The sequence below is a fragment of the Paenibacillus sp. GP183 genome (assembly GCF_900104695.1).
Taxonomy (GTDB): domain Bacteria; phylum Bacillota; class Bacilli; order Paenibacillales; family NBRC-103111; genus Paenibacillus_AI.
In genome coordinates, this window is sequence record NZ_FNSW01000001.1 from 216,007 (window position 1) to 235,706 (window position 19,700).

Consider the following 19,700-nt stretch of genomic DNA (forward strand, 5'->3'; position numbering starts at 1 on the left):
AAGTTTTACAAAAATCCTGCACGGATTCAATAGATTTCATTATACAAAAGTTAGATTAAAAGATAGGTTAAAAGGTGCATGGATAATGTTTCCAATACCTAGTATATTTTAGAAATAAATATTTTTGCTTGGGATAGTAAAATATTGGAACTTTTTCAAGTAGTCATCCGTCTATTGAGTATACAGTAGAACTGTAGACAATGCGGTTATAAAGGAGAGAAGTCCATGCCAGTTTGGTTTCGAATACGAAACAAAAATAGCTTAGAAGAAACCGGGATACATAATGCAGAGAACTCGTATATCAACAAGATTGAACGTAATATGGATGCAACACCAACGCCAATTCTCACTGTCAAAGGAGTGGAGCGCTCCTTTCAAGTCGGAGGCGAGCAGCTGCACGTACTGAAAGGTATTCATATGGAGCTTAAGCCCGAGCAGCTAGTCATGCTTCGCGGAAGATCCGGGTCCGGTAAGACAACGCTTCTGAACCTGATAGGCGGCCTGGATCAACCAAGCAACGGTGAAATTATGTTTCAGGGTCACTCCTTTCATCAATGCAGTGATGATGAGCGAACGCAAATCCGACGACGGGACATCGGCTTCATCTTTCAATCCTATGCGCTCATGCCGCTCTTATCCGCATGGGAAAATGTCGAGCTTGGCCTTCGGATGGCGGGAGCTCCCCGCTCGGAGTGGAAGAGCAGAGTCACGCATTGTCTGGAGCTCGTTGGACTTGGCAAGAGAATGGATCATCGCCCTTTTGAACTCTCTGGAGGCGAGCAGCAGCGTGTGGCCATAGCCAAAGCGATTGTGCATAGACCTTCTCTGCTGCTTGCAGACGAGCCGACAGCGGAGCTTGATTCACAAATGGGCGCGCAGATCATGTCCGTGTTCCGCAGTATTATTGCGACAGAGAAAGTGACAATTTGTATGACGACACATGATCCTACAATTCTGGAGGTTGCCGACCATGTCTACGAAATGGTGGACGGAAGATTCATCTCTTAAACAAAGGATGAAGCCTTTTACCGTACTTATTTTATCCGCATCTTTACTGCTCGCTTCCGGTTGCTCGTTTCTGCCGAAGGAGCAAGTGGAGGAGTCACTTCCGAGCATCAATCCTCCCAAGCTGTCCAAGAAACCCGAATACATAGTAAAATCGGATACGCTCGAAACGAAGGTTAGCGGAACCGGGAGACTCATGGCACTGCAGGAGGAAGAATTGTTTTTCCCGACGGAAATGAGCAGCAAGCGAATTAACAGCATCTTGGTCAAAACAGGCGATAAAGTCCAGCAAGGCCAAATCATCGCAGAGCTGGATGTGTCCGACCTGGCCGGACAGCTGAAGCAGAAACGGCTGCAAACCCGCAAGGATGAGCTGACCATGATTGAAAGCCTGCGCAAAGCGGATGAATTGTCGTCCGATCAGCTGGAGCAAGCTAAAATTGATTTTGAGCTGAAGCGCGAGGAATACAATAAGCTGGTGGATCAGGTTAGCAAAGCGACGCTGGTTGCGCCATTTTCCGGAACGATAGTTGCCGTAAAATCAAAGAAAGGCGACACCGCAAAGGCAGATCAATCGGTAGTCACCATCGCCGATCTGGGTCAGTTGACAGTGGCCGCCAGCATCAGCGCGGATGACGCCAAGAAAATCGCCGTCGGGATGGATGCGGTGGTTGACATTAATTCGGCTGGCCAACACAAAGGCAAGGTCAAGCAGCTGCCGAACCTGGGCGTGAATGGCAATAACGGCAATGGCGGGGGCGGCGGAGGCTTTCCCGGTGGACAAGGGCAGGGCCAAGACTCCATTGATAATTATTTAATCATTCAACTAAACACGTTTCCGCCGGGCATGAACCGAGGTACCCCGCTCAGTGTGAGCATCATCACACAGAAAAAGGATAAGGCAGTCCTTATTCCGCTGGCGGCGCTGCGTTCTTACTCCGGCCGCAACTATGTTCAAGTCGTCGATAACCAAGGCAACAAGAAGGAAGTTGATGTGGAGCTAGGCCAGCAAACCGCGACTGATGTTGAGATTGTAAAGGGCCTCACTCCCGGACAGAAAGTAGTGGGTAGATAATGTCGATACCGATGCTGCGGTTTCTGTATCGCAAAATGTGGAATACCCGCTGGCTGACGCTCAGCACACTTTTGGGACTGGTGATGGCGGTAGCCTTTACGACCAGTATTCCAATGTACGCAGACGGGTCGCTCAAGCGAGTCGTAGCGAAATCCCTGCAGGAGAAGAGCAGCGGCCTTCCCGCAGGCTCCCTGCTGATGCGTTATCAAGCCGTCGGTGCAGACCGGGCAGGCATGCAGGAGCTTGGCGACGTGAACCAATACATACAAGAGAAATTACCAGGCGAAATTGGATTCCCCATCCATGCGTATGCAAAAAGCTATACCATCAAAGGCGCCCAAATAGCGCCGGTTGATCCGCAAAAGGTCGACCCCAGCAAGCGCCGCCTAATGACGATCACATCATTAAGCGGACTGAGCGATCAAGTGGAATGGTCAGGCGGCAAAATGGCTGCTGATCAGCTTCAATCAGGTGTAATTGAAGCCGTTGTACTGGAGGAAGCATTGTACCGCAACGACCTGCACATTGGAGATATATTCACTTATCCCGTTTCCGGTGGACAGGGGATCCCGCCGTTAAGGGTGAAGATTGCCGGTTCCTTTAAGCCTTTGAATGAAAACGACCCTTACTGGTTTCAAGGGCTCGAGGGAATCGTCAATTCGCTGTTTGTCAGTGATGCTTTGTTTCAGAAAACGCTGCTGTCAGAGAAAAAGATTCCGCTTCAGTTGGCGAATTGGTACTATGCTTTTGATTTACGCAACATCCAGACCAGCCAGCTCACTCCTTTGGAGAGAAAGCTGGATCGTCTGGATATCACCCTGTACCAAAAGCTGAAGGACACGAAAGTTGATCTTTCCTTTCAACCTGTCCTAGTCGAGTTTAAGAAGCAAAGCCTGCAGCTTCAAATCTTGTTATTCACGCTGGCGGCACCGATGATTGCCATGGTCTTCTATTATATAGTGATGAATGCTCGTCAATCTCTCGACAGGCAGCGCAGCGTCATTGCCGTTCTGCGAAGCCGGGGAGGAAGCACGAAGCAAATCGTGGGCGTTTATGTGCTAGAAGGCTTAATCCTGGGGGCGATTGCCTTCATTATCGGTCCTATGATTGGCTGGTTTATGGCCAAAAGTATTGGATCCTCCAGCGGCTTCCTGACCTTCGTCGACCGGGAATCCATTCCGGTCGGATTTACCAGGGAAGCCATGTTATACGGCGGCATTGCGATTATGATCGCACTCCTCGCCAGCGTCATACCGGCAATCCAGTATGCCAAAGCTTCGATCGTGAATTACAAGCAGCAGCTTGCCCGATCCGATCGGGCGCCGGTATGGCAAAGATGGTTCTTCGACATCGTGCTGCTCTTGGTAGTCGGTTACGGCTGGTATTTGTTCGACCAGCGCCAGGTGCTGTCCGTCCAAACCGGACTCACCACTGATCAGCTGCAGGTGCATCCGCTGCTGTTCTTTGTACCGGCGCTCTCGATCTTCGCGCTGGGACTGTTTTTCCTGCGCATCTTCCCTTGGCTGCTGCGCTTGTTCGGCTGGCTGGGCCGCAGTTTTCTGCCAGTGCCGCTGTACCTGACTCTGGCGCAGCTCTCGCGCTCCGCCAAAGCGTACTATCCGCTCATGCTGCTGCTCATTCTCACGCTCGGACTCGGCGTTTATAATTCCGCTGCAGCCCGCACGATCGACCTGAACTCGACGGAGCGGACGCTGTACCAATACGGCACCGACGTCGTACTGACGACGGTGTGGGAGGGCTTCTCCGACGCCGTGCCCAAGGCGCCGGCGACCGGCGGCGCCGGTGGTGCCGGTGCCGGCCAAGGGCAAGGGCAGGGCCAAGGCCAAGGCCAAGGCAGCCCGGCCGGCGGTGCGGGAGGCTCTGGCGCCGGAGGCAGCAATCCCGGCGGTACCGAGACTCCCTCGAAGGTCCGCTACGTCGAGCCGCCGTTTCAGATCTTTCGCGATCTGGAAGGCGTGAAGGCTGCGGCGCGGGTGCTGCAAACCAAGGGCAACGTCGTGGTTTCCGGGAAATCCACCGGGCAGGGGCTTGTGATGGGCATCGACAATGTAGACTTTGCCAAGGTTGCCTGGTTTCGTCCGTCTCTTTTTCCGGCGAATCCGAATCAATACTTGAATCTCCTGGGCGCTTATGAACAATCGGTGATCATTCCCGACAATTTTGCCAAGAAATATGCGCTCAAGGCGGGCGATTTGCTCTCCATTACCCTTCAGCAGCAGCCGATTGAATTTATAGTGGTAGGCATACTTCCTTATTGGCCCAGTCAGTATCCGGAGCAAACGCCATTCTTTATAACCAACCTGGAATATATTTATGATCAAGCTCCCATTATCCCGTATGAGGTTTGGCTGAAAATGAAGCCTGACGCCAAATTGAAGCCGATTGTAGATTCGCTGCTGGCCAAAAACATCGAGCTGGTCTCCATTAAAGATGTGAGAAATGAATTGATCATCCAGAAGAAGCATCCGGCACGGGGCGGGGTGTTTGGGATTCTCAGCTTGGGCTTTCTGGTTTCGGTCGCTGTCTCGCTGGTTGGATATCTACTGTACTGGTTTTTCAATCTATCCAGCAGGGTTGTGCAATTTGGTGTTTTGCGGGCCATGGGGTTATCGCGCAAACAGTTGACGGGCATGCTGCTTTTGGAGCAGAGCTTTACAGCCGGTTTATCCATTGCCCTGGGAATTGGAATCGGCAAGCTGACCAGCTATTTTTTTCTGCCGTTCCTGCAAACGTCCGAGAATGTGAAAACGCAGGTACCTCCTTTTCGGGTCGTATTTAACTCGAGTGATACGAATCAACTGTACGTTGTCGTTGCTTTTATGATGATAACGGGTGCCACTTTATTGTTTCTTCATATTCGCAGGCTGCGCGTTCATCAAGCCGTGAAGCTCGGGGAGGAGAAATAAACGATGATCCTTTGTGACGGCTTGGTCAAAATCTACAAGACCGATGATATCGAGGTCGTAGCGCTTCAAGGCCTCAACATTCAAATCGATGATGGAGAGTTGATGGCTATCATCGGCAACAGCGGCAGCGGCAAATCTACCCTGCTCAATATACTCGGAGGTTTGGATCGCCCATCGGCAGGTCAAGTCCATGTAGGCGATTGGGATTTATTAAAAATCACGGATAAGCAGTTGGTTGAGTACAAACGCAATACGGTAGGATTTATTTGGCAAAATAACGCCCGTAATTTGATCTCATACCTCACTGCGCTCGAGAATGTCGAAATGCCGATGATGCTTAGCGGCAATTATGATCGCGCCTATGCGAAACAGCTGCTCGAGTGGGTTGGTCTCGCTGAAAGAATGAACAATAAGCTGCATCAGCTCTCGGGCGGTGAGCAGCAGCGGGTAGCAATAGCGATTTCTTTGGCAAACCGCCCCAAGCTGCTGCTGGCTGATGAGCCTACCGGTTCCGTCGATACCCAGACCGCCGATATGATTCTTTCGATTTTTCAAAGATTAAACAAAGAGCTTGGTGTTACGATTGTGATTGTTACTCATGATTTATCGATGGCCGGCAAGGTGGGAAGGGTAGTCGCGATTCGCGACGGGATGACGAGCTCCGAGTTCATTTCCCGCAATCCGATGTTATCCTCAGGTGTTGAATTCGGTTGGAAAAATGCACAACAGGCTCATGAAGAATATGTTGTGCTCGATAAAGCAGGCAGGCTGCAGGTGCCGAGGCCCTATCTTGAGGCGCTGCGCATTTCCGGTAAAGCAACCATGGAATTTGACGGGGATAAAATCATGATCAAAGCACCGAGAAGCTTGACGGATCACGTGGATACGGAAGCTTTACATACACAAAAACCTTTGGAGGGAAAAACGGATGAAAATGTTGAATCATAAAGTTATTACTGCAGCTTTGATACTGTCATTGGTGGTGCCACTTGCGGTCGCATGTACGAAAACGAATAAGCCGGACGCAAAAACAGAGCGAGTGCTCAAAATTGCAACCAGCTTCGGATATGGCGGGGATGACGAATATTTCCGCCAGCAATTTACCGAGGTGTATGAGTTCGCTCATCCCAATATCAAAATTGAAATGATCCCGACGATGGATGACAGCATGCGTTTCCGCGGTCCGCAAAATGGCGAGAAAATGCCAGACCCGCTCGAAAAGCTTAAAGAGGTTATGCAGGGAGACAACCCTCCGGATGTCGTGATGGTCGGGTTTGAGCAGCTTCCTGAAATCATCAACAACAACCTGGCCATCCAGCTTGATCCTTTAATTACCAAAGATAAATTCGATATCAGCGATATGGTTCCAGCTGTAATTGACGGCCTGAAAAACGCGGGAGGCGGCAAGCTTTTTGCCTTGGCTCCCATGTTCTCCTCTTCCGCACTTGTTTATAATAAGAAGCTGTTCGATGATGCAGGCGTCGCTTATCCGAAGGATAATATGACTTGGGATGAAGTGTTTGATTTAGCCAAGCGGGTGGCGAAAGGGGAAGGGGATAACCGAAAGAATGGCTTCTCTTTCAGCACCCAGTCGCAGGGTGATCTGTTCAGGGGGATGCAGCAAATGTTCACGGCACCGCTTCAACTGCGGATGTTTGACGATAATGCCGAGAAAATGACCGTCGATACGGATCAGTGGGAAAAGGTGTGGGCGAAGATCGCTCAGCTGCAAAAGGAAAAGGTGTTCCCGGAGCCCGTCGATTACTCTAAACCCATGACTCGAAATATGGATCAGCAAAACAATCCATTCGCTTACGATGATTTCATGTCAAGCCGTTTGGCCATGGGGATTATGTATTATGGGCAAATCAGTCAATTGCAGATGGCCAATAAAAGTGCGGCTAATTTCAAAGGTTTTACCCCTGTTGAATGGGACGTAGTGACTGTACCTTCTCATCCCGAAGCTAAGGGAGTCGGCGGTATGATCTATATGAACGGCATCATGGCGATAAACGCCAAAGCGCAAAACAAGGATGATGCCTGGGACTTTATCAAATTTATTAACGGCGAAGATTGGGCCAAACTCAAATCTCACAGCAATAACACTCTTGTAGCCCGCAAAAAATATTTGAAGCCAAAGGACGGCCAACAATTTCATATCGAGGCCTTCTATAATGTAAGTCCCGTTCCTATGGAAAATAACCCAAAGCTCTATCAAAATCAAAATATGTATCAAGTTCAGGATATCGGCCGTCAGCAGTTCCAGCTCGTTCTGCAAGGCAAAATAACAGCGCGTGAAGGACTGAAGCAGTGGCAAACCCAGGGGGACTTAAGGTTGAAGCAAATGAAAGACAATCCGAATGGCCAAAATCAATCTATGCCAGTTCAGGCCGTTCCAGCAGGGTAAACGACTATGATAGTGAAAGGAAGGAGAACTTCATGAGCCACTTACGATGGATGCAATCAGCTGCGCTTGCTTTAACCTTGACACTCGGTATCACATCTCTGGCCCCAGCTCTTGCTGCATCAGGAGCTTCAGTTTCTGTCAGAGCTGCGGTCGGGAAGGTTCAAGTAACGGCGAGCAGCTACATGGAGCTTAAACAAATCAATTTGCTGCCTGACCAAAGCGGCAAGCTCGCCGCTTTTACCATCACGATTCATAATCAAGGCAGCAGCGAGCTGCAGTTCATTGACTACTGGGTACGGTTAAAAAGCAAATCAGGCAACAAATTTTCCACCCGCCTGCTCCCGGCAGACAAGGATAAGAATCAGGTCACGCCGGGCTCGAGCATGGATATTACGTTTTATGCCAAGGTCAATGAAAGCACGGCACTGCAAGATTTAATCGTGCAGTTTATTAAATGGGATTTCAATCAACCCGATTTTGAAAATGTGATTGGCGAGGTCGCGGTTCCAGACTCTTATACGAACGTAATACCCGCGGATGAAGCTTATCTCATGAGAATTGGAGGCACAGATGTAGCTGCCTCCATCAAAAAGGTTGTCAGCAACAAGAACGAAAAGTATTATGTGCCGACCGTCTATTTGAACTTGGAAAACGCAGGGTCGAATGCGGTCACCATGCCTGCCTATTTATTTTCCATTCTCACCTCGGAAGGCCTGATGTACCCACTGGAGGCCAAGAGCTTTAAAGATCTAACCATTAACCCTAAGGAATCCAAAGAAATTCAGCTTTCCGGAACGATACCGGTTTCAGTCTCCCCAGACAATTGGCAGCTGGTGATTACTGAGAATTTGACGGATTTGAAGCTGAAATTACAGATAGCTTCGTTTGAGCTCCCGAAGGCTGCCCGGCAGGAGGACGGCTCCATCGGCAAGGAATATTCGTTCACGAGTAAATCGGGTGTATATACGGCTAAGATGAATGGTTTGTATCGCCTTCCTTGGGAGGATCAGGACATTTTGACAGCTGACCTGACTTTATTGAATAAAGGTACGGATTCGCTGCCGATTCCTGATTTGACCGGATACTTTATGCTTGACAATGCCGTCAAGGTTGAAGCCAAGCTTGTGAAGATTGCCAAAGTTATTGCATTAGGAACAAACTCGAACGTAAGCTTTCAAATCGCAGGTAAAATTCCTTATACTTACGAGTTTTCCCAGGTTAAGCTTGTGCTTCAGGAGAAAGAAACCGCAGGAAGCACAACGGGGGGTTCAACAGGTGGATCAACAGGGACGGTAACCGATGTTTTGGAATTTACCGGCCAGTCTGAACTGCAAGCGATCCCACTGCAAAAACAAACAGAATCTTATACGCTTACCGACATTGGCCGCCAATCGAAGTTCACGGTTCGCAGTACAGCCTCTTACTCGGGTAAAACCGGAAAGCTGTTCACAGTGCAGCTGGAAGCCGCCAATCTTGAAAAACGTTTCTCAACCATAGCCAAGCTGGTTGCTCATTTCCGTGCGGAGAATGGTACCATATTCCCTGCTGCAATAGCAGAAGTGAAAAACAAAGTAAGCCCAAGCGGCAAAGCGATTTTGAATGTATCTGCTACTCTGCCGCTTAGTTATTCGACATCGAATATGCAGCTCCTGATCGGTGAAGCGGTAACGGACGGCATGCTGACGGAAGGGGATAAGGCAGTAGCGGACTCTTATGTGAAACCTGCTGCCTTTGTACTGCCGGAGGAAGATAAGACGGTCAAGGATAAACTGAAAGATGTACAATTGTTCCCTTATACGATCTCGATGAACAAAATTGGAACAACTATTGAGAACAGTAAAGTTACTTTGATCTTCGATTACGAAATCACCAAAGATGCATTGACCGAAACGAATCTGGAAGGGCGTAAGCTGATCATCTCGCTTGATGACAGTAAGGGCATCAAATCGTTCGAAAGAGCGTTTGATCTCAAAAGCTTGGAGCCTGCTGCCAGTGATGCGACAACAGACTTAACAAATACGCTGCAGCTAGGCAAACATGAGAAATTTAAAATCAGTGTTACGGATGCGGATCTAATCTACAAGTTGGAGTTTTTGAAAAAATACAACGTTAGTGTTTACGAAGAATTCCAGGGACAAAGAAAGCTTCTAGCGTCTCAAGCTAATGACTGGTTCACAATCTCGGATTAAATAAAACGAAGGCCTAATGGTTTTCATCAGACTGTCGATAAAGTTTCGACGGTCTTTTTTTTATGAATAACTGGGGAATGATGGACGGCTTTCGCTTTTTTTGTGGACTTGGGAGTCATGCCTGGTCATACGGGTCATACCAAAAGTCATATGAAGTCATAAAGAAAGCCGGGTGTAATATGACCATAAAATGCCATATTTCATGACTAAATTCACCTGTATTTCCAGCTTAGAGCCTATATAATGAGAGTATTAAAGATTGTAGATACAGTAGATAGTTCGGTTATGGAGGAGTAGGAATGAACAAATTAACCCAATTTTCAATGAAAAACATTGCGGCGGTCTTTATTATTATGGTGCTGCTGGTCGTGGGGGGCACTTATTCCGCAACCACACTCAAAGTGGAAAGCATGCCAGACATTTCATTCCCGGTCGTGATTGTGACTGCCCAGTATACGGCCCCGCCCAAGGATGTGTTGGAGCAGGTTACGAAGCCGATAGAGAAAGCCGTATCCGGTCTCGACGGACTTAAGAATTTGACATCGAGCTCACAGGACAATTTTGCACAGATCATTTTGGAGCTGGAGCAAAGCAAGAAGCCGGATGACGTCAAAAAAGACGTGGAGAGCTTAATTGCAAATGTTAAAATGCCGCAAGGTGCTGAGAAGCCCAAGGTGCTGACAGCAGGCTTTGCCAGTGAGCCGGTTTACTACATGGCCGTATATGGAGAAGACGGCATGAATCAAACAGAGCTCGATAAAGTGTATAAGGATACGATCCTGCCGGGATTTGAATCAATCAAAGGGATAGATCACGTAGACTCTGTCGGCAATCAGGAGGGTATTCTCAACATCAAGCTGGATGCAGGTGCGATCAACAATTACGGACTTACACCTGCCCAGGTTTCAGGATTGATTCAAGCCTCTCTAATCTCCAGTCCCGCCGGTGTTGTAGACTTTAGCGGCAACACTCAGATGGTGCGGGTCAAAGGACAGCTGGATTCGATTTACAATTTGGATAATTTGAAAATTTCCACTCCGCGAGGAGATACTTTGCTGCTAAAGCAAATCGCCAGGATCGAAGCGATCAGCGAGTCTACCTTTGTGGCCAGATTGGATGCCAAGCCGGCAATCGGAGTGCTTTTATACAAAACCAAGGCTGCCAACGCAGTTGAGTTCGCGAATACGGCGGATAAGAAAATGGCAGAATGGGAGAAGAAGATACCGGGCGTTTCATTTCACATCGTGCTTAACGGCGCTACTTCAATTAAGGAATCAGTCAACGGAATGGTTCAAGAGGGCGGTTTGGGTGCAGTGTTGGCATCCCTGATGATCCTGCTCTTTTTGAGAAATCTGCGCATGACCTTTATCGTTCTGGTCTCGATTCCTTTATCTATTGTCATTACCTTGCTGTTCATGGGCCCACTGGGCATCTCTCTTAATATCATGACACTCGGCGGTCTCGCGATCGCTATCGGGCGGGTTGTTGATGACAGTATCGTTGTCATTGAGAATATTTACAGCCAGCTGCAAAAAGCGCATGACCGCAATGAATCCGTCATTAAACTCGCGACAAAGCAGGTATCTTCTGCTATTACATCCTCCACAATCACAACGGTAGGTGTATTCGCTCCAATTGCTCTTGTTAGCGGAGTCTTAGGGGAAGTGTTCCGACCCTTTGCCCTTACACTCGTCTGTGCCTTGTTGTCCTCACTCATTGTGGCGCTAACGGTCATTCCCATGCTGGCCAAAATCATGGTCATGAAAAGCAGCAAAATCCCTCATCATGATGAGAACAAGGTTAGCTGGATGACGAAACGTTACAAACGAGCATTATTATGGTCCCTGAATAATCGAATCAAGACTTTATTGATGGCCGCACTCATATTTGTTCTCTCTTTTGTGCTGATCGTTCCTCATCTGGGTATGGCTTTTATGCCGGAGAGTCAATCGGATAAGCAAATGGTCTATCAAATTAAAATGCCGAGAGAGACCTCTTTGGAGACGATGAACGCCAAGGCCAAGGAAATTGAGGCTATGCTTAGAGAAGCTAAGGATACCGAAAATAAATCACTTTTTAAATACAATGAAGCACTGATTGGATATGATTTTGGCAGAGACCGTCTTGCTTATAAGGCTACAATGTTTACAGAAGTTTCTGCAATTACAGATGCTAAAAAAGCCGTCAAGCAATATCAAGATGAAATATTGAAGCTTTTGCCCAAAGGCTCCGAAGTTAATGGCCAGTTGATTTCCTTCGGACCTGGAGGCAGCGGTGGAGTGGATTTCTCTTACGCGTTAAAAGGCGATGATCAGCTATATCTGAAACAAGCGGCCTTAATGATCAAAGAGAAGATGAAAGAGTTCCCGGAATTGAACGATGTCAAAGACAGCCTGAGTGAATCCAAAACAGAAGTTGAAATTACAATCGACGAGAACAAAGCAAGAATATACAATTTAACAATTGCCGGGGTTCTGGAAAATGTACACAACTGGATTAAGGAAGAAAAGCTTGGTGACATTAAATTCGATAACGTGACCTATTCAACAAAGGTGATGCTGGATCCGAAATTCAAAAATTCCATGGATCAAATGGGAAACCTACTGATTAAAACTCAAACTGGACAAAGCGTTCATTTGAATGAAATTGCGAAAATCAGACAAATTGATGCGCCGATTTCCATCAGCAGGGAATCACAGGCTCAAGTTCTGAATGTTACCGCCAAAATCGACAGCAAGGATAAAGGCGGGGTGAGCAACAAGGTTTCCGCGGAATTGGCGAAAATCGAGCTTCCACCCGGTGTCAGCCGTGAAGTGAAGGGTGTTACCGATGATATTAACAACAGCTTTATGCAAATGTTTTTGGCCATGGGCGCTTCGATTTTCATTGTATACCTGGTCATGGTGTTAGCCTTTGGGAATGCCAGTGCACCATTCGCTATTCTTTTCTCCTTACCGCTTGCAGCTATTGGGGGCTTGCTGGGTCTTCTGGTTACCGGCGAATCGGTCAACATAACCTCACTGATCGGGTTCCTGATGTTAATCGGGATTGTTGTCACCAATGCCATCGTGCTGGTTGACCGCGTTCAGCAGCTTCGTGAGCAGGGTCACACGGTTCGCGATGCGCTCGTAGAAGCGGGTTTAACACGCTTAAGACCGATTATTATGACGGCAGGTGCTACGATTATTGCTTTGATGCCGCTTGCGCTCGGCCTGTCCAAGGGAACGATTATTTCCAAGGGCTTAGCGGTTGTCGTTATCGGAGGACTTACAACTTCAACACTGCTTACTTTAGTCATCGTACCGATTGTATACGAATTGATTTATGGCTTCAAAGGCAGAATCTCGCGGATGTTTAGTAAAAAAGCAGGAAAAGGTTCAAAGGCTGAAGCCACCGTATTGGTCCCACCGGCACCACCCGTTGTTCAACCATTTGGCAAATTGGAAAAGGAGATATAAGAATATGAAACGTCATCTATCTATATTAACGACAAGCTCGAAATGGGCGGCGGTTTTGGTGCTGAGCAGTGCTTTGATCGCTGGCTGTACCTCGCAAGCAGCAGGACCGGCTGCGAGCCCTTCACCTGCACAAGCGCAGCAAAACAAGAGTGTTAAGGTTGCCAAAGTCGGAAAACAAAAAATCGGCGATCCGCAAGAACAAATCGGGGATGTGGTTTCTTCCATTCAGCTGGATGTCGTTACCAAAGCCGGCGGGGAAGTTGTCGAAATCCTCAAGAAGCGCGGCGATAAGGTGGCCAAGGGAGATATCCTGTTCAAGCTGGATACCTCGGATATTGAACTGCAAAAGGAACAAAGTCTGCTTTCGATTAAAAGCGCATCGGCCGGACTTGCCAAAGCTCGTGAGGATTTGGCAAATGGACGGACAGAGTTGGTGAACGGAATCACCAAGCTGTCCCAAGCCGTAAAGGACGCAGAGAAAGATTACAACAATGCCCATAATAATTACGATCTTGGGAATATCAGCAAAGAGCAGCTGGATCAAGCAGAAACCAGGTTTACCAATGCCAAGCTGGATCTGCAAATCGCACAAAAGAAGCTGAATACGCTTGATAACACCAATTCTTTGGCTCCCGTCGAGCTGCAGCTGGAATCTGCTCAGCTTGGCGTCAAAAGTGCAGATAAAGCGATCCGAAATACCGAGGTTAAAGCAGCTGCATCCGGAATCCTGACTGATTTTAACGTAGAGCTTGGCATGTCAGTTCCTGCCGGCTTCAAAGCCGGACAGGTTCAGCAGACCGACCCGCTTAAAGTCAAAGCCGAATTGACGGAAGCTGCCGCCAAGCTCGTGAGAGGAAAAGGTCAACTGAGTTTCTATATCCCCGGTACTTCGGAAAAGCTGACAGGTATGGTGATCTACTTATCCGATATCATGAATGCCCAGTCCAAAGCGTATGATTTGGAGCTGCAAGTGCCTAATTCCAATGGACAAATCAAGCCAGGCGCGAAAGCCCAGATTCTTTTGACAGCGGATGAAGAGCAGGTTGTGATTGCCATACCTACATTAAGCCTTGTACGAGAAGGCGGAGATTCTTTCGTATTTATTCTTGAAGGTGACACCGTGCATAAGAGAAAAGTGGAGCTGGGCCGTATTAGTGAAACCAACCAGGAAATTATTTCCGGAATAAAAGCCGATGAGAACCTAGTCGTTTCCGGTCAGCATCAGTTGAAAGATCTTGAAAAAGTTAAAGTTTCTAATTAATTAAAAGATGTCCTGGGAGGATAACAATGAATAGATCATGGAAAAAAACAACCGCTGTCGCTCTGCTTTCAGCCGTATTTATAACGAACGCTTATCCGGTATGGGCCTCCGATTCTGTCTCTTCAGAAGGTTCGGCTGTTGCACAGAGTGCTCAAACCAGGTATGCACTGAACCCATCCATCGAAGTGGAAATCAAGAGCATCCTAAATGAAAGTACCCTGGACGGAACGAAGCTGGGCGCTGTAGTACGCATGCACAATACAAGCTCCAAGGTCACTCGGGTGCCTGAATATGAGCTGCGGGTCCGCACTGCAGACGGTGTTGAATACACCCTTCAATCCAGCTCGAAGAACGCTAAATCGCTGCAGCCTAAGGCTCAGCAGGAGCTAAGCTATTTAGCGATCATTGATCAAACGGATCAGATTGAATTGTCTCAAATCAGCTGGGTAGATGTCGATATGTATGTATATCCGAAACAGGAAACAACCCTGCTTACCTTGCCCGTAGATACAAGCAACTCCTGGAAGGGCAGCAATTCACTGATAACGAATCCAACCGCTCTTCTCAAATGGGGTGATACTTTTACCCTGCCGGCACTGAACTCGCCTATCGTTTACAAGACAAAGGATATCCATTTGGAATTTGCGGATAAAAAACCGGTTTCTATCGTACAAATTGAGGCATCGAATCCAACCAAAGAGCGCCAAACGGTTCCCGCTTTTACGATGGACGGCAAGACGGAGAGCCAAGTGTTCGCAGGCAAGAGGGCGGAAGGAGCAATTACCCTGGAGCCAGGAGAGAAGCAATACTTGCATATGCTCATTCCCACCGAGCTTGGCAGCAGCTTAAGCAGCTTGAATGTACTGACTCCGGAAAAGTTTTTTGCTGGCGGAGAAGATAAAAGCTACAGCGTAGGCCGGCTGAACATCCTTCTGCCAGGCAAGGCGACTTCAGCAATTCCGGCAGCAGCTTATGAGCTCGGCAAGCCGATGCAGCTGGATCCTCTTAACAAAAAGATTCACAAGAGTATGGATGTTTCTTTAGTTGAACTGCACGTGAAGGAAAATGATACGGATGGTTTCCAAACGGCTGTGGCCAAGTTTAAGCTGACCAACCGCAGTGAACGCCCGCTTCCGGTCCCAGTTTTCCAAACGGAGCTAGCCAGCAAAGATGGCTATACTTATTCCGGCAGCAGACAAAGTGCTACAGCACTGAATATTGTGCCTAATGCATCCTATGTGGTTAGCTACTCATTTGCATTGCCTGCCTCTGAAACTGGAGAGGGCCTGAGACTCAGCCTTTACGATAAGCAAACGACAGGTGATAATAGCTATAATTCCATATTGGCTTCTTATCATGTTGCGGCACTCAGTGATTATGACGATAAATTGTTGAAGGTTTATCCGTTCGATGTGAAGGTGGATAATTGGTCATTAGGCGCGCAATACTCCCCAATGACTGGTTACAATTATAAATTAAAGCTTATCCTAGGTTTAACCCAGGATAAGCAGGTTTTGACGGATGCCAATTCGAACAAACTAGAATTTGATGTTTTTGATTCCGTAGACAACATGATCGGCAGTACAATTAAAGGCTTTACTGGAGCTAATCATCTGCAAAGCGGAGAGAACAACATTAATCTGAATGCAACTTCCGAACAGCTTGCTTTCCCGGTGCATATCAAGGTTTACGAAGTATTGACCAACGAAAATGGAGAAACCGCAAAACGCTTCTTAACCACTTTTAAACAATGAAACAACAGCAAAAAGCCGCTGGGATCTGAGGATCTGCGGCTTTTTTGCTGTTATAGGAGTTTATAAGATGGTGTCTCGAACCGGTTGATAAGATGGACCACAACGACCCGGTGCATCGCAGTGCTCCCTCGACTAATAAGGCGCAAACATCCTTTGCCGGAGGCGCGATAACCGTCGATCGCTCATTGCGGCTGATTTGCGGGTATGTTAACGAGCTGCGGTACCGTACGGAATTTATATCCTCGCCTTTGCAGTTCATGGACGACGACCGGGATCGCATCAACGGTGCCCTGCAGATTCTCACCGGTGCCGCCGGCTGCGTGCTGCAGAATGATCGAGCCAGGGCGGACGTGTGACAAAATGTTAGTCGCTACCTGTTTGGCGTTGAGCTGCATCCAATCGAGAGAATCGACATTCCAGAAAATGATTTTCTTCTTCAAACGAATGACCTCTTGCACGACCATGTCGTTGAGCGCGCCGTAAGGCGGACGGAACAACGCGGGTGTATTGCCGGTAAATCTGCGAATGACGGCGTCCGTGCGCTCGAGCTGCGAACGGACTTCCTCGGCTTTGAGCTTCGTCAAATTCGGATGGGTAAACGTATGATTTCCGATGATGTGGCCTTCGTGCACAATGCGGCGCAGAACGTTCGGGAATTGTTCGGCGCGGCGGCCGAAGATGAAGAACGTCGCTTTGACGTTTACTTTGGCCAGCTGGTCGAGCACTTTCGGCGTCCATTCGTCATCCGGTCCGTCGTCGAACGTCAGCGCAACCTCCTTGCGGTTTGGCCCACTCAGCACGATTGCCTGCGGATAACGCTCGGACCAGTCAACATGCTCAACGTGAGGCGGGCGCGCCTCGGGCCGCTCCTTTCCTCCCTCATGAGGCTCGGCCGGCTGCCTCGTCTGCATTAGCGGGAACGCTGCCCCTCGTGCACCGGGAGCGTAAAATGCGCCAGCAGGCGAGTTGGCGCCAAGCCCGTAAGGGGAGTAAGGGTATTGCTGCGGTTGGTACAAATTCAGATAGGTGTACGAGCCACCTGACATGTAAGGTGAATAATGGCTGTTGGGCGAATGTTGGTTAGGTTGCTGCAAGGGTGAAGCGTGACTGACGCTGGGGGCGTATTCGGCGCCAGGGGCGTAACCGAGGCCAGGAGCGTAACCGGTCCCGGGAGTGTAACCGCCGCCAGGAGCAACCCCGTAACCACCTCCGTAGCCAGGGTAGACACCGTTCAAACTGCCGGAAGTGGAGCGATTAACGTCGTATGCAGGCCTGACGCCGAGGGGGGAGTTAACGGAATTTGCGTCGGAGTCATTGCCGGGGGCTGGGTTGGACATTCAAATCACTCCTTTGAGTTCCATTCCTTTCAGCCTATGCGCTGTCTCGCCGCTAGGTGCCAACCCATTTCCTGGTGGGGAAATGTTTTAGCGAATAGCCGAGCTGCCGGACGGAACCGTCGTTCCACTCTTCCGCCAAGGCGATTGGGCCGAGTAACTGAAACGGCAAAAAGCCGCATCCCACCAGAGGTTGCGGTTTTTTCGAGTCCGTATAGTTACAGCCTTACGCCTCACCCTACCCGAGGATGGCGTTGTTATTGTACATTGAGACAAGCATTTTAATGATCGTTCAGGGCAGATAGTATAAGTTTTCTAAACTTATCTTGCTGCACAACCGTTTATCCTTGTTCACTCAAACTCCTCTGAACAAGAAGGTTTGATGAACCGTCCATGCTTGATTGTCTGTTTGGTAAAGCAAGTGAACGCGGTCGATGCGGCTGGTCAGGTCGAGCTCTATTTTCTTTAGGCTGGCCAAAACATCATGAAGCTCATCATCTCCGAGCTCTTGACCGATAGTCAGGTGGGGATTGAAATGATATGGCCTGCTGTTTTCAGCCAGCTCCCCGCTGCAAATCACTTTATAGGCTTTCAATAATGGATCAGGGCTGGAAAGCGCCAAATAAATGACATTGCCTGCCGGATAAAAGGATGAGAAGCGGTTAAAATGAATGTCGAAAGGAGTGATTGTGCTTGTTACTTGCTCCAGATGGTCAGCTGCACTGGATAACTGGTTCCAGCTCCAAGCCTCTGGCTCACGAAGGGTCAAATGGGGCGCGATACGATTATAATTCGGATCAAACCTTTTACGGTAACTATTGGCAAAGTCCTGAATCTCTTTCGATGGAAAAATCGCGATTCCACAATTCATGGTCATCCCTCCCTCATCCTTTTATTATACCGCTTTCCCGCCGATTCAACCAATTTAAAACAATTTGAAGTCGTCCCCAATAAGAAGACATTCTTTTGGAGAAGATAGGATAAATACATACAGACACGGAGTGAATATCGATGAACTGGGTATATTGGGCAAAGCTGTATGATTCCAAATTCCAGGCAGGCTGTTTAGCGAAACGAATGGAAGAGGATTGGTGGATTTATGGATACGAAAGCCCGCATGAGGTCGAAGTTTTCAAGTCCAAAAGAGGCCGTTTTGGAGTAAGGTACAGCCTTTAACATATGGAAAAACCTTTGAAGATTCGCCCTTGACTTACATCTTGTATTTGGTGTATATTTATTTTTGCCGCTGTGAAGGCGTCACTATCGCGGGGTGGAGCAGCCCGGTAGCTCGTCGGGCTCATAACCCGAAGGCCGCAGGTTCAAATCCTGCCCCCGCAACCAATTTTCTTATGCATATGGGCCCTTAGCTCAGTTGGTTAGAGCGGTCGGCTCATAACCGATTGGTCGGGGGTTCGAGTCCCTCAGGGCCCATACCCGAAAGCCCTTACCGCTAAGGGTTTTTATTTGTTGATCAGAAATTATAAGCTTTTTTCACAGACAAGCTCGTTAGTAAATACCTTTAATCAGGTATTTACTAACGAGCTTGTATTCTTTTGCAATAAGCCATTTTTAGCCTCGCTGCAAAACCAAGCAGCTAGACACATTGGTTGTTCTTTTACTTAAACAATTTAATGCTTTAAATAGTTATATTCGATGTGCTAACCTCATCTATTGTCCGTTTCGGGTCAGTCTGACTATGAATAGAATAGAGTAAGAGATTTATTTTATTTATGGCATATGAGGGGGTATTAGTGCATGAAAATTACTGTTATTGCATTACAATTATATACTTCAATAGCAGGAGCAAACGGAAAAGAAACCAGCACAGCTGGAGTCATTGCCGCTTTAGGTACATTTTGCACAGCTCTTCTTGGAGGTTGGGACATTGCGCTTCGCCTGCTTGTGTATTTAATGATTGCTGACTATGTAACCGGCTTGCTGGCAGCAATGAGGAATAAAAATATGAATAGCGAGATCATGTTTTGGGGAGGTATTCGCAAAGCTATTATTCTGCTTGTAGTATTGTTGGCTGTCCAGTTAGACCAGCTTGTCGGTGGACAAAATCCGGTATTTCGAACCATTACTTTGTATTTCTATGTGGGCAGGGAGGGACTTTCGATCGTGGAGAACCTTGGGATCATTGGTGTTCCGCTTCCTTCGGCGATAACCAAATTCCTGGAGCAACTCAAGCAAAAAGGTGAGGATGACAAGCCTGATCCCTCTAAAAAGAGCGACTGAAAAAGCATAAGCCCTCTCTCCTTTACAGGTTGGAGGGCTTATGATGTTTTCA

Annotated in this window: 14 protein-coding genes and 2 tRNA genes; 14 read left to right on the plus strand and 2 right to left on the minus strand. The window is 48.1% G+C overall.

Annotated features, from left to right (window positions below):
* Positions 1–321: 321 nt before the first annotated feature.
* From BLV33_RS01025 to BLV33_RS01065, 9 genes are all read left to right on the plus strand, one after another.
* Positions 322–1,008 carry an ABC transporter ATP-binding protein gene (locus BLV33_RS01025; protein WP_253187191.1) on the plus strand — a complete coding sequence of 229 codons (687 nt, stop codon included), beginning with the start codon at positions 322–324 and terminating at the stop codon, positions 1,006–1,008.
* Positions 971–2,080 (plus strand): efflux RND transporter periplasmic adaptor subunit, encoded by a 1,110-nt coding sequence (locus BLV33_RS01030; protein WP_090787185.1) that lies wholly within the window; start codon positions 971–973, stop codon positions 2,078–2,080. The genes BLV33_RS01025 and BLV33_RS01030 overlap by 38 nt, the downstream gene beginning before the upstream one ends.
* Positions 2,080–5,007 (plus strand): ABC transporter permease, encoded by a 2,928-nt coding sequence (locus BLV33_RS01035; RefSeq protein WP_171908966.1) that lies wholly within the window; start codon positions 2,080–2,082, stop codon positions 5,005–5,007. The genes BLV33_RS01030 and BLV33_RS01035 overlap by 1 nt, the downstream gene beginning before the upstream one ends.
* Positions 5,008–5,010: 3 nt before the next feature.
* Positions 5,011–5,955: an ABC transporter ATP-binding protein gene (locus BLV33_RS01040; RefSeq protein ID WP_090787188.1), complete on the plus strand. Its 945-nt coding sequence runs from the start codon at positions 5,011–5,013 to the stop codon at positions 5,953–5,955.
* Positions 5,936–7,414, plus strand: a complete 1,479-nt coding sequence (locus BLV33_RS01045; RefSeq protein ID WP_090787191.1) for an ABC transporter substrate-binding protein — start codon at positions 5,936–5,938, stop codon at positions 7,412–7,414. The genes BLV33_RS01040 and BLV33_RS01045 overlap by 20 nt, the downstream gene beginning before the upstream one ends.
* A 32-nt stretch (positions 7,415–7,446) precedes the next feature.
* Positions 7,447–9,603, plus strand: a complete 2,157-nt coding sequence (locus BLV33_RS01050; RefSeq protein ID WP_090787194.1) for a hypothetical protein — start codon at positions 7,447–7,449, stop codon at positions 9,601–9,603.
* Positions 9,604–9,902: 299 nt separating this feature from the next.
* Positions 9,903–13,061, plus strand: a complete 3,159-nt coding sequence (locus tag BLV33_RS01055; protein WP_090787197.1) for an efflux RND transporter permease subunit — start codon at positions 9,903–9,905, stop codon at positions 13,059–13,061.
* A gap of 4 nt (positions 13,062–13,065) precedes the next feature.
* Positions 13,066–14,322 (plus strand): efflux RND transporter periplasmic adaptor subunit, encoded by a 1,257-nt coding sequence (locus BLV33_RS01060; protein ID WP_090787201.1) that lies wholly within the window; start codon positions 13,066–13,068, stop codon positions 14,320–14,322.
* Between the two features lie 26 nt (positions 14,323–14,348).
* Positions 14,349–16,076 carry a hypothetical protein gene (locus tag BLV33_RS01065; RefSeq protein ID WP_090787204.1) on the plus strand — a complete coding sequence of 576 codons (1,728 nt, stop codon included), beginning with the start codon at positions 14,349–14,351 and terminating at the stop codon, positions 16,074–16,076.
* A 182-nt stretch (positions 16,077–16,258) separates the two neighbouring features.
* Here BLV33_RS01065 and BLV33_RS01070 read toward each other — a convergent pair whose 3' ends face one another.
* Complete coding sequence (locus tag BLV33_RS01070; RefSeq protein WP_090798577.1) at positions 16,259–16,987, minus strand: polysaccharide deacetylase family protein; 729 nt, start codon at positions 16,985–16,987, stop codon at positions 16,259–16,261.
* Between the two features lie 192 nt (positions 16,988–17,179).
* Between BLV33_RS01070 and BLV33_RS28630 the strand changes: the two genes are divergently transcribed.
* Positions 17,180–17,695: a hypothetical protein gene (locus BLV33_RS28630; RefSeq protein WP_139305662.1), complete on the plus strand. Its 516-nt coding sequence runs from the start codon at positions 17,180–17,182 to the stop codon at positions 17,693–17,695.
* Between the two features lie 70 nt (positions 17,696–17,765).
* Here BLV33_RS28630 and BLV33_RS01075 read toward each other — a convergent pair whose 3' ends face one another.
* Complete coding sequence (locus tag BLV33_RS01075) at positions 17,766–18,281, minus strand: 2'-5' RNA ligase family protein (protein WP_090787207.1); 516 nt, start codon at positions 18,279–18,281, stop codon at positions 17,766–17,768.
* Between the two features lie 140 nt (positions 18,282–18,421).
* Here BLV33_RS01075 and BLV33_RS29110 point away from each other — a divergent pair, with 140 nt between their 5' ends.
* From BLV33_RS29110 to BLV33_RS01090, 4 genes are all read left to right on the plus strand, one after another.
* On the plus strand, positions 18,422–18,586 hold the full coding sequence (locus tag BLV33_RS29110) for a hypothetical protein (protein WP_171908967.1): 165 nt from the start codon (positions 18,422–18,424) through the stop codon (positions 18,584–18,586).
* 88 nt (positions 18,587–18,674) lie between these two features.
* Positions 18,675–18,751, plus strand: a tRNA-Met gene (locus BLV33_RS01080).
* Positions 18,752–18,767: 16 nt separating this feature from the next.
* Positions 18,768–18,841, plus strand: a tRNA-Ile gene (locus tag BLV33_RS01085).
* Between the two features lie 324 nt (positions 18,842–19,165).
* Positions 19,166–19,648, plus strand: a complete 483-nt coding sequence (locus BLV33_RS01090) for a phage holin family protein (protein ID WP_090787210.1) — start codon at positions 19,166–19,168, stop codon at positions 19,646–19,648.
* Positions 19,649–19,700 lie beyond the last annotated feature (52 nt).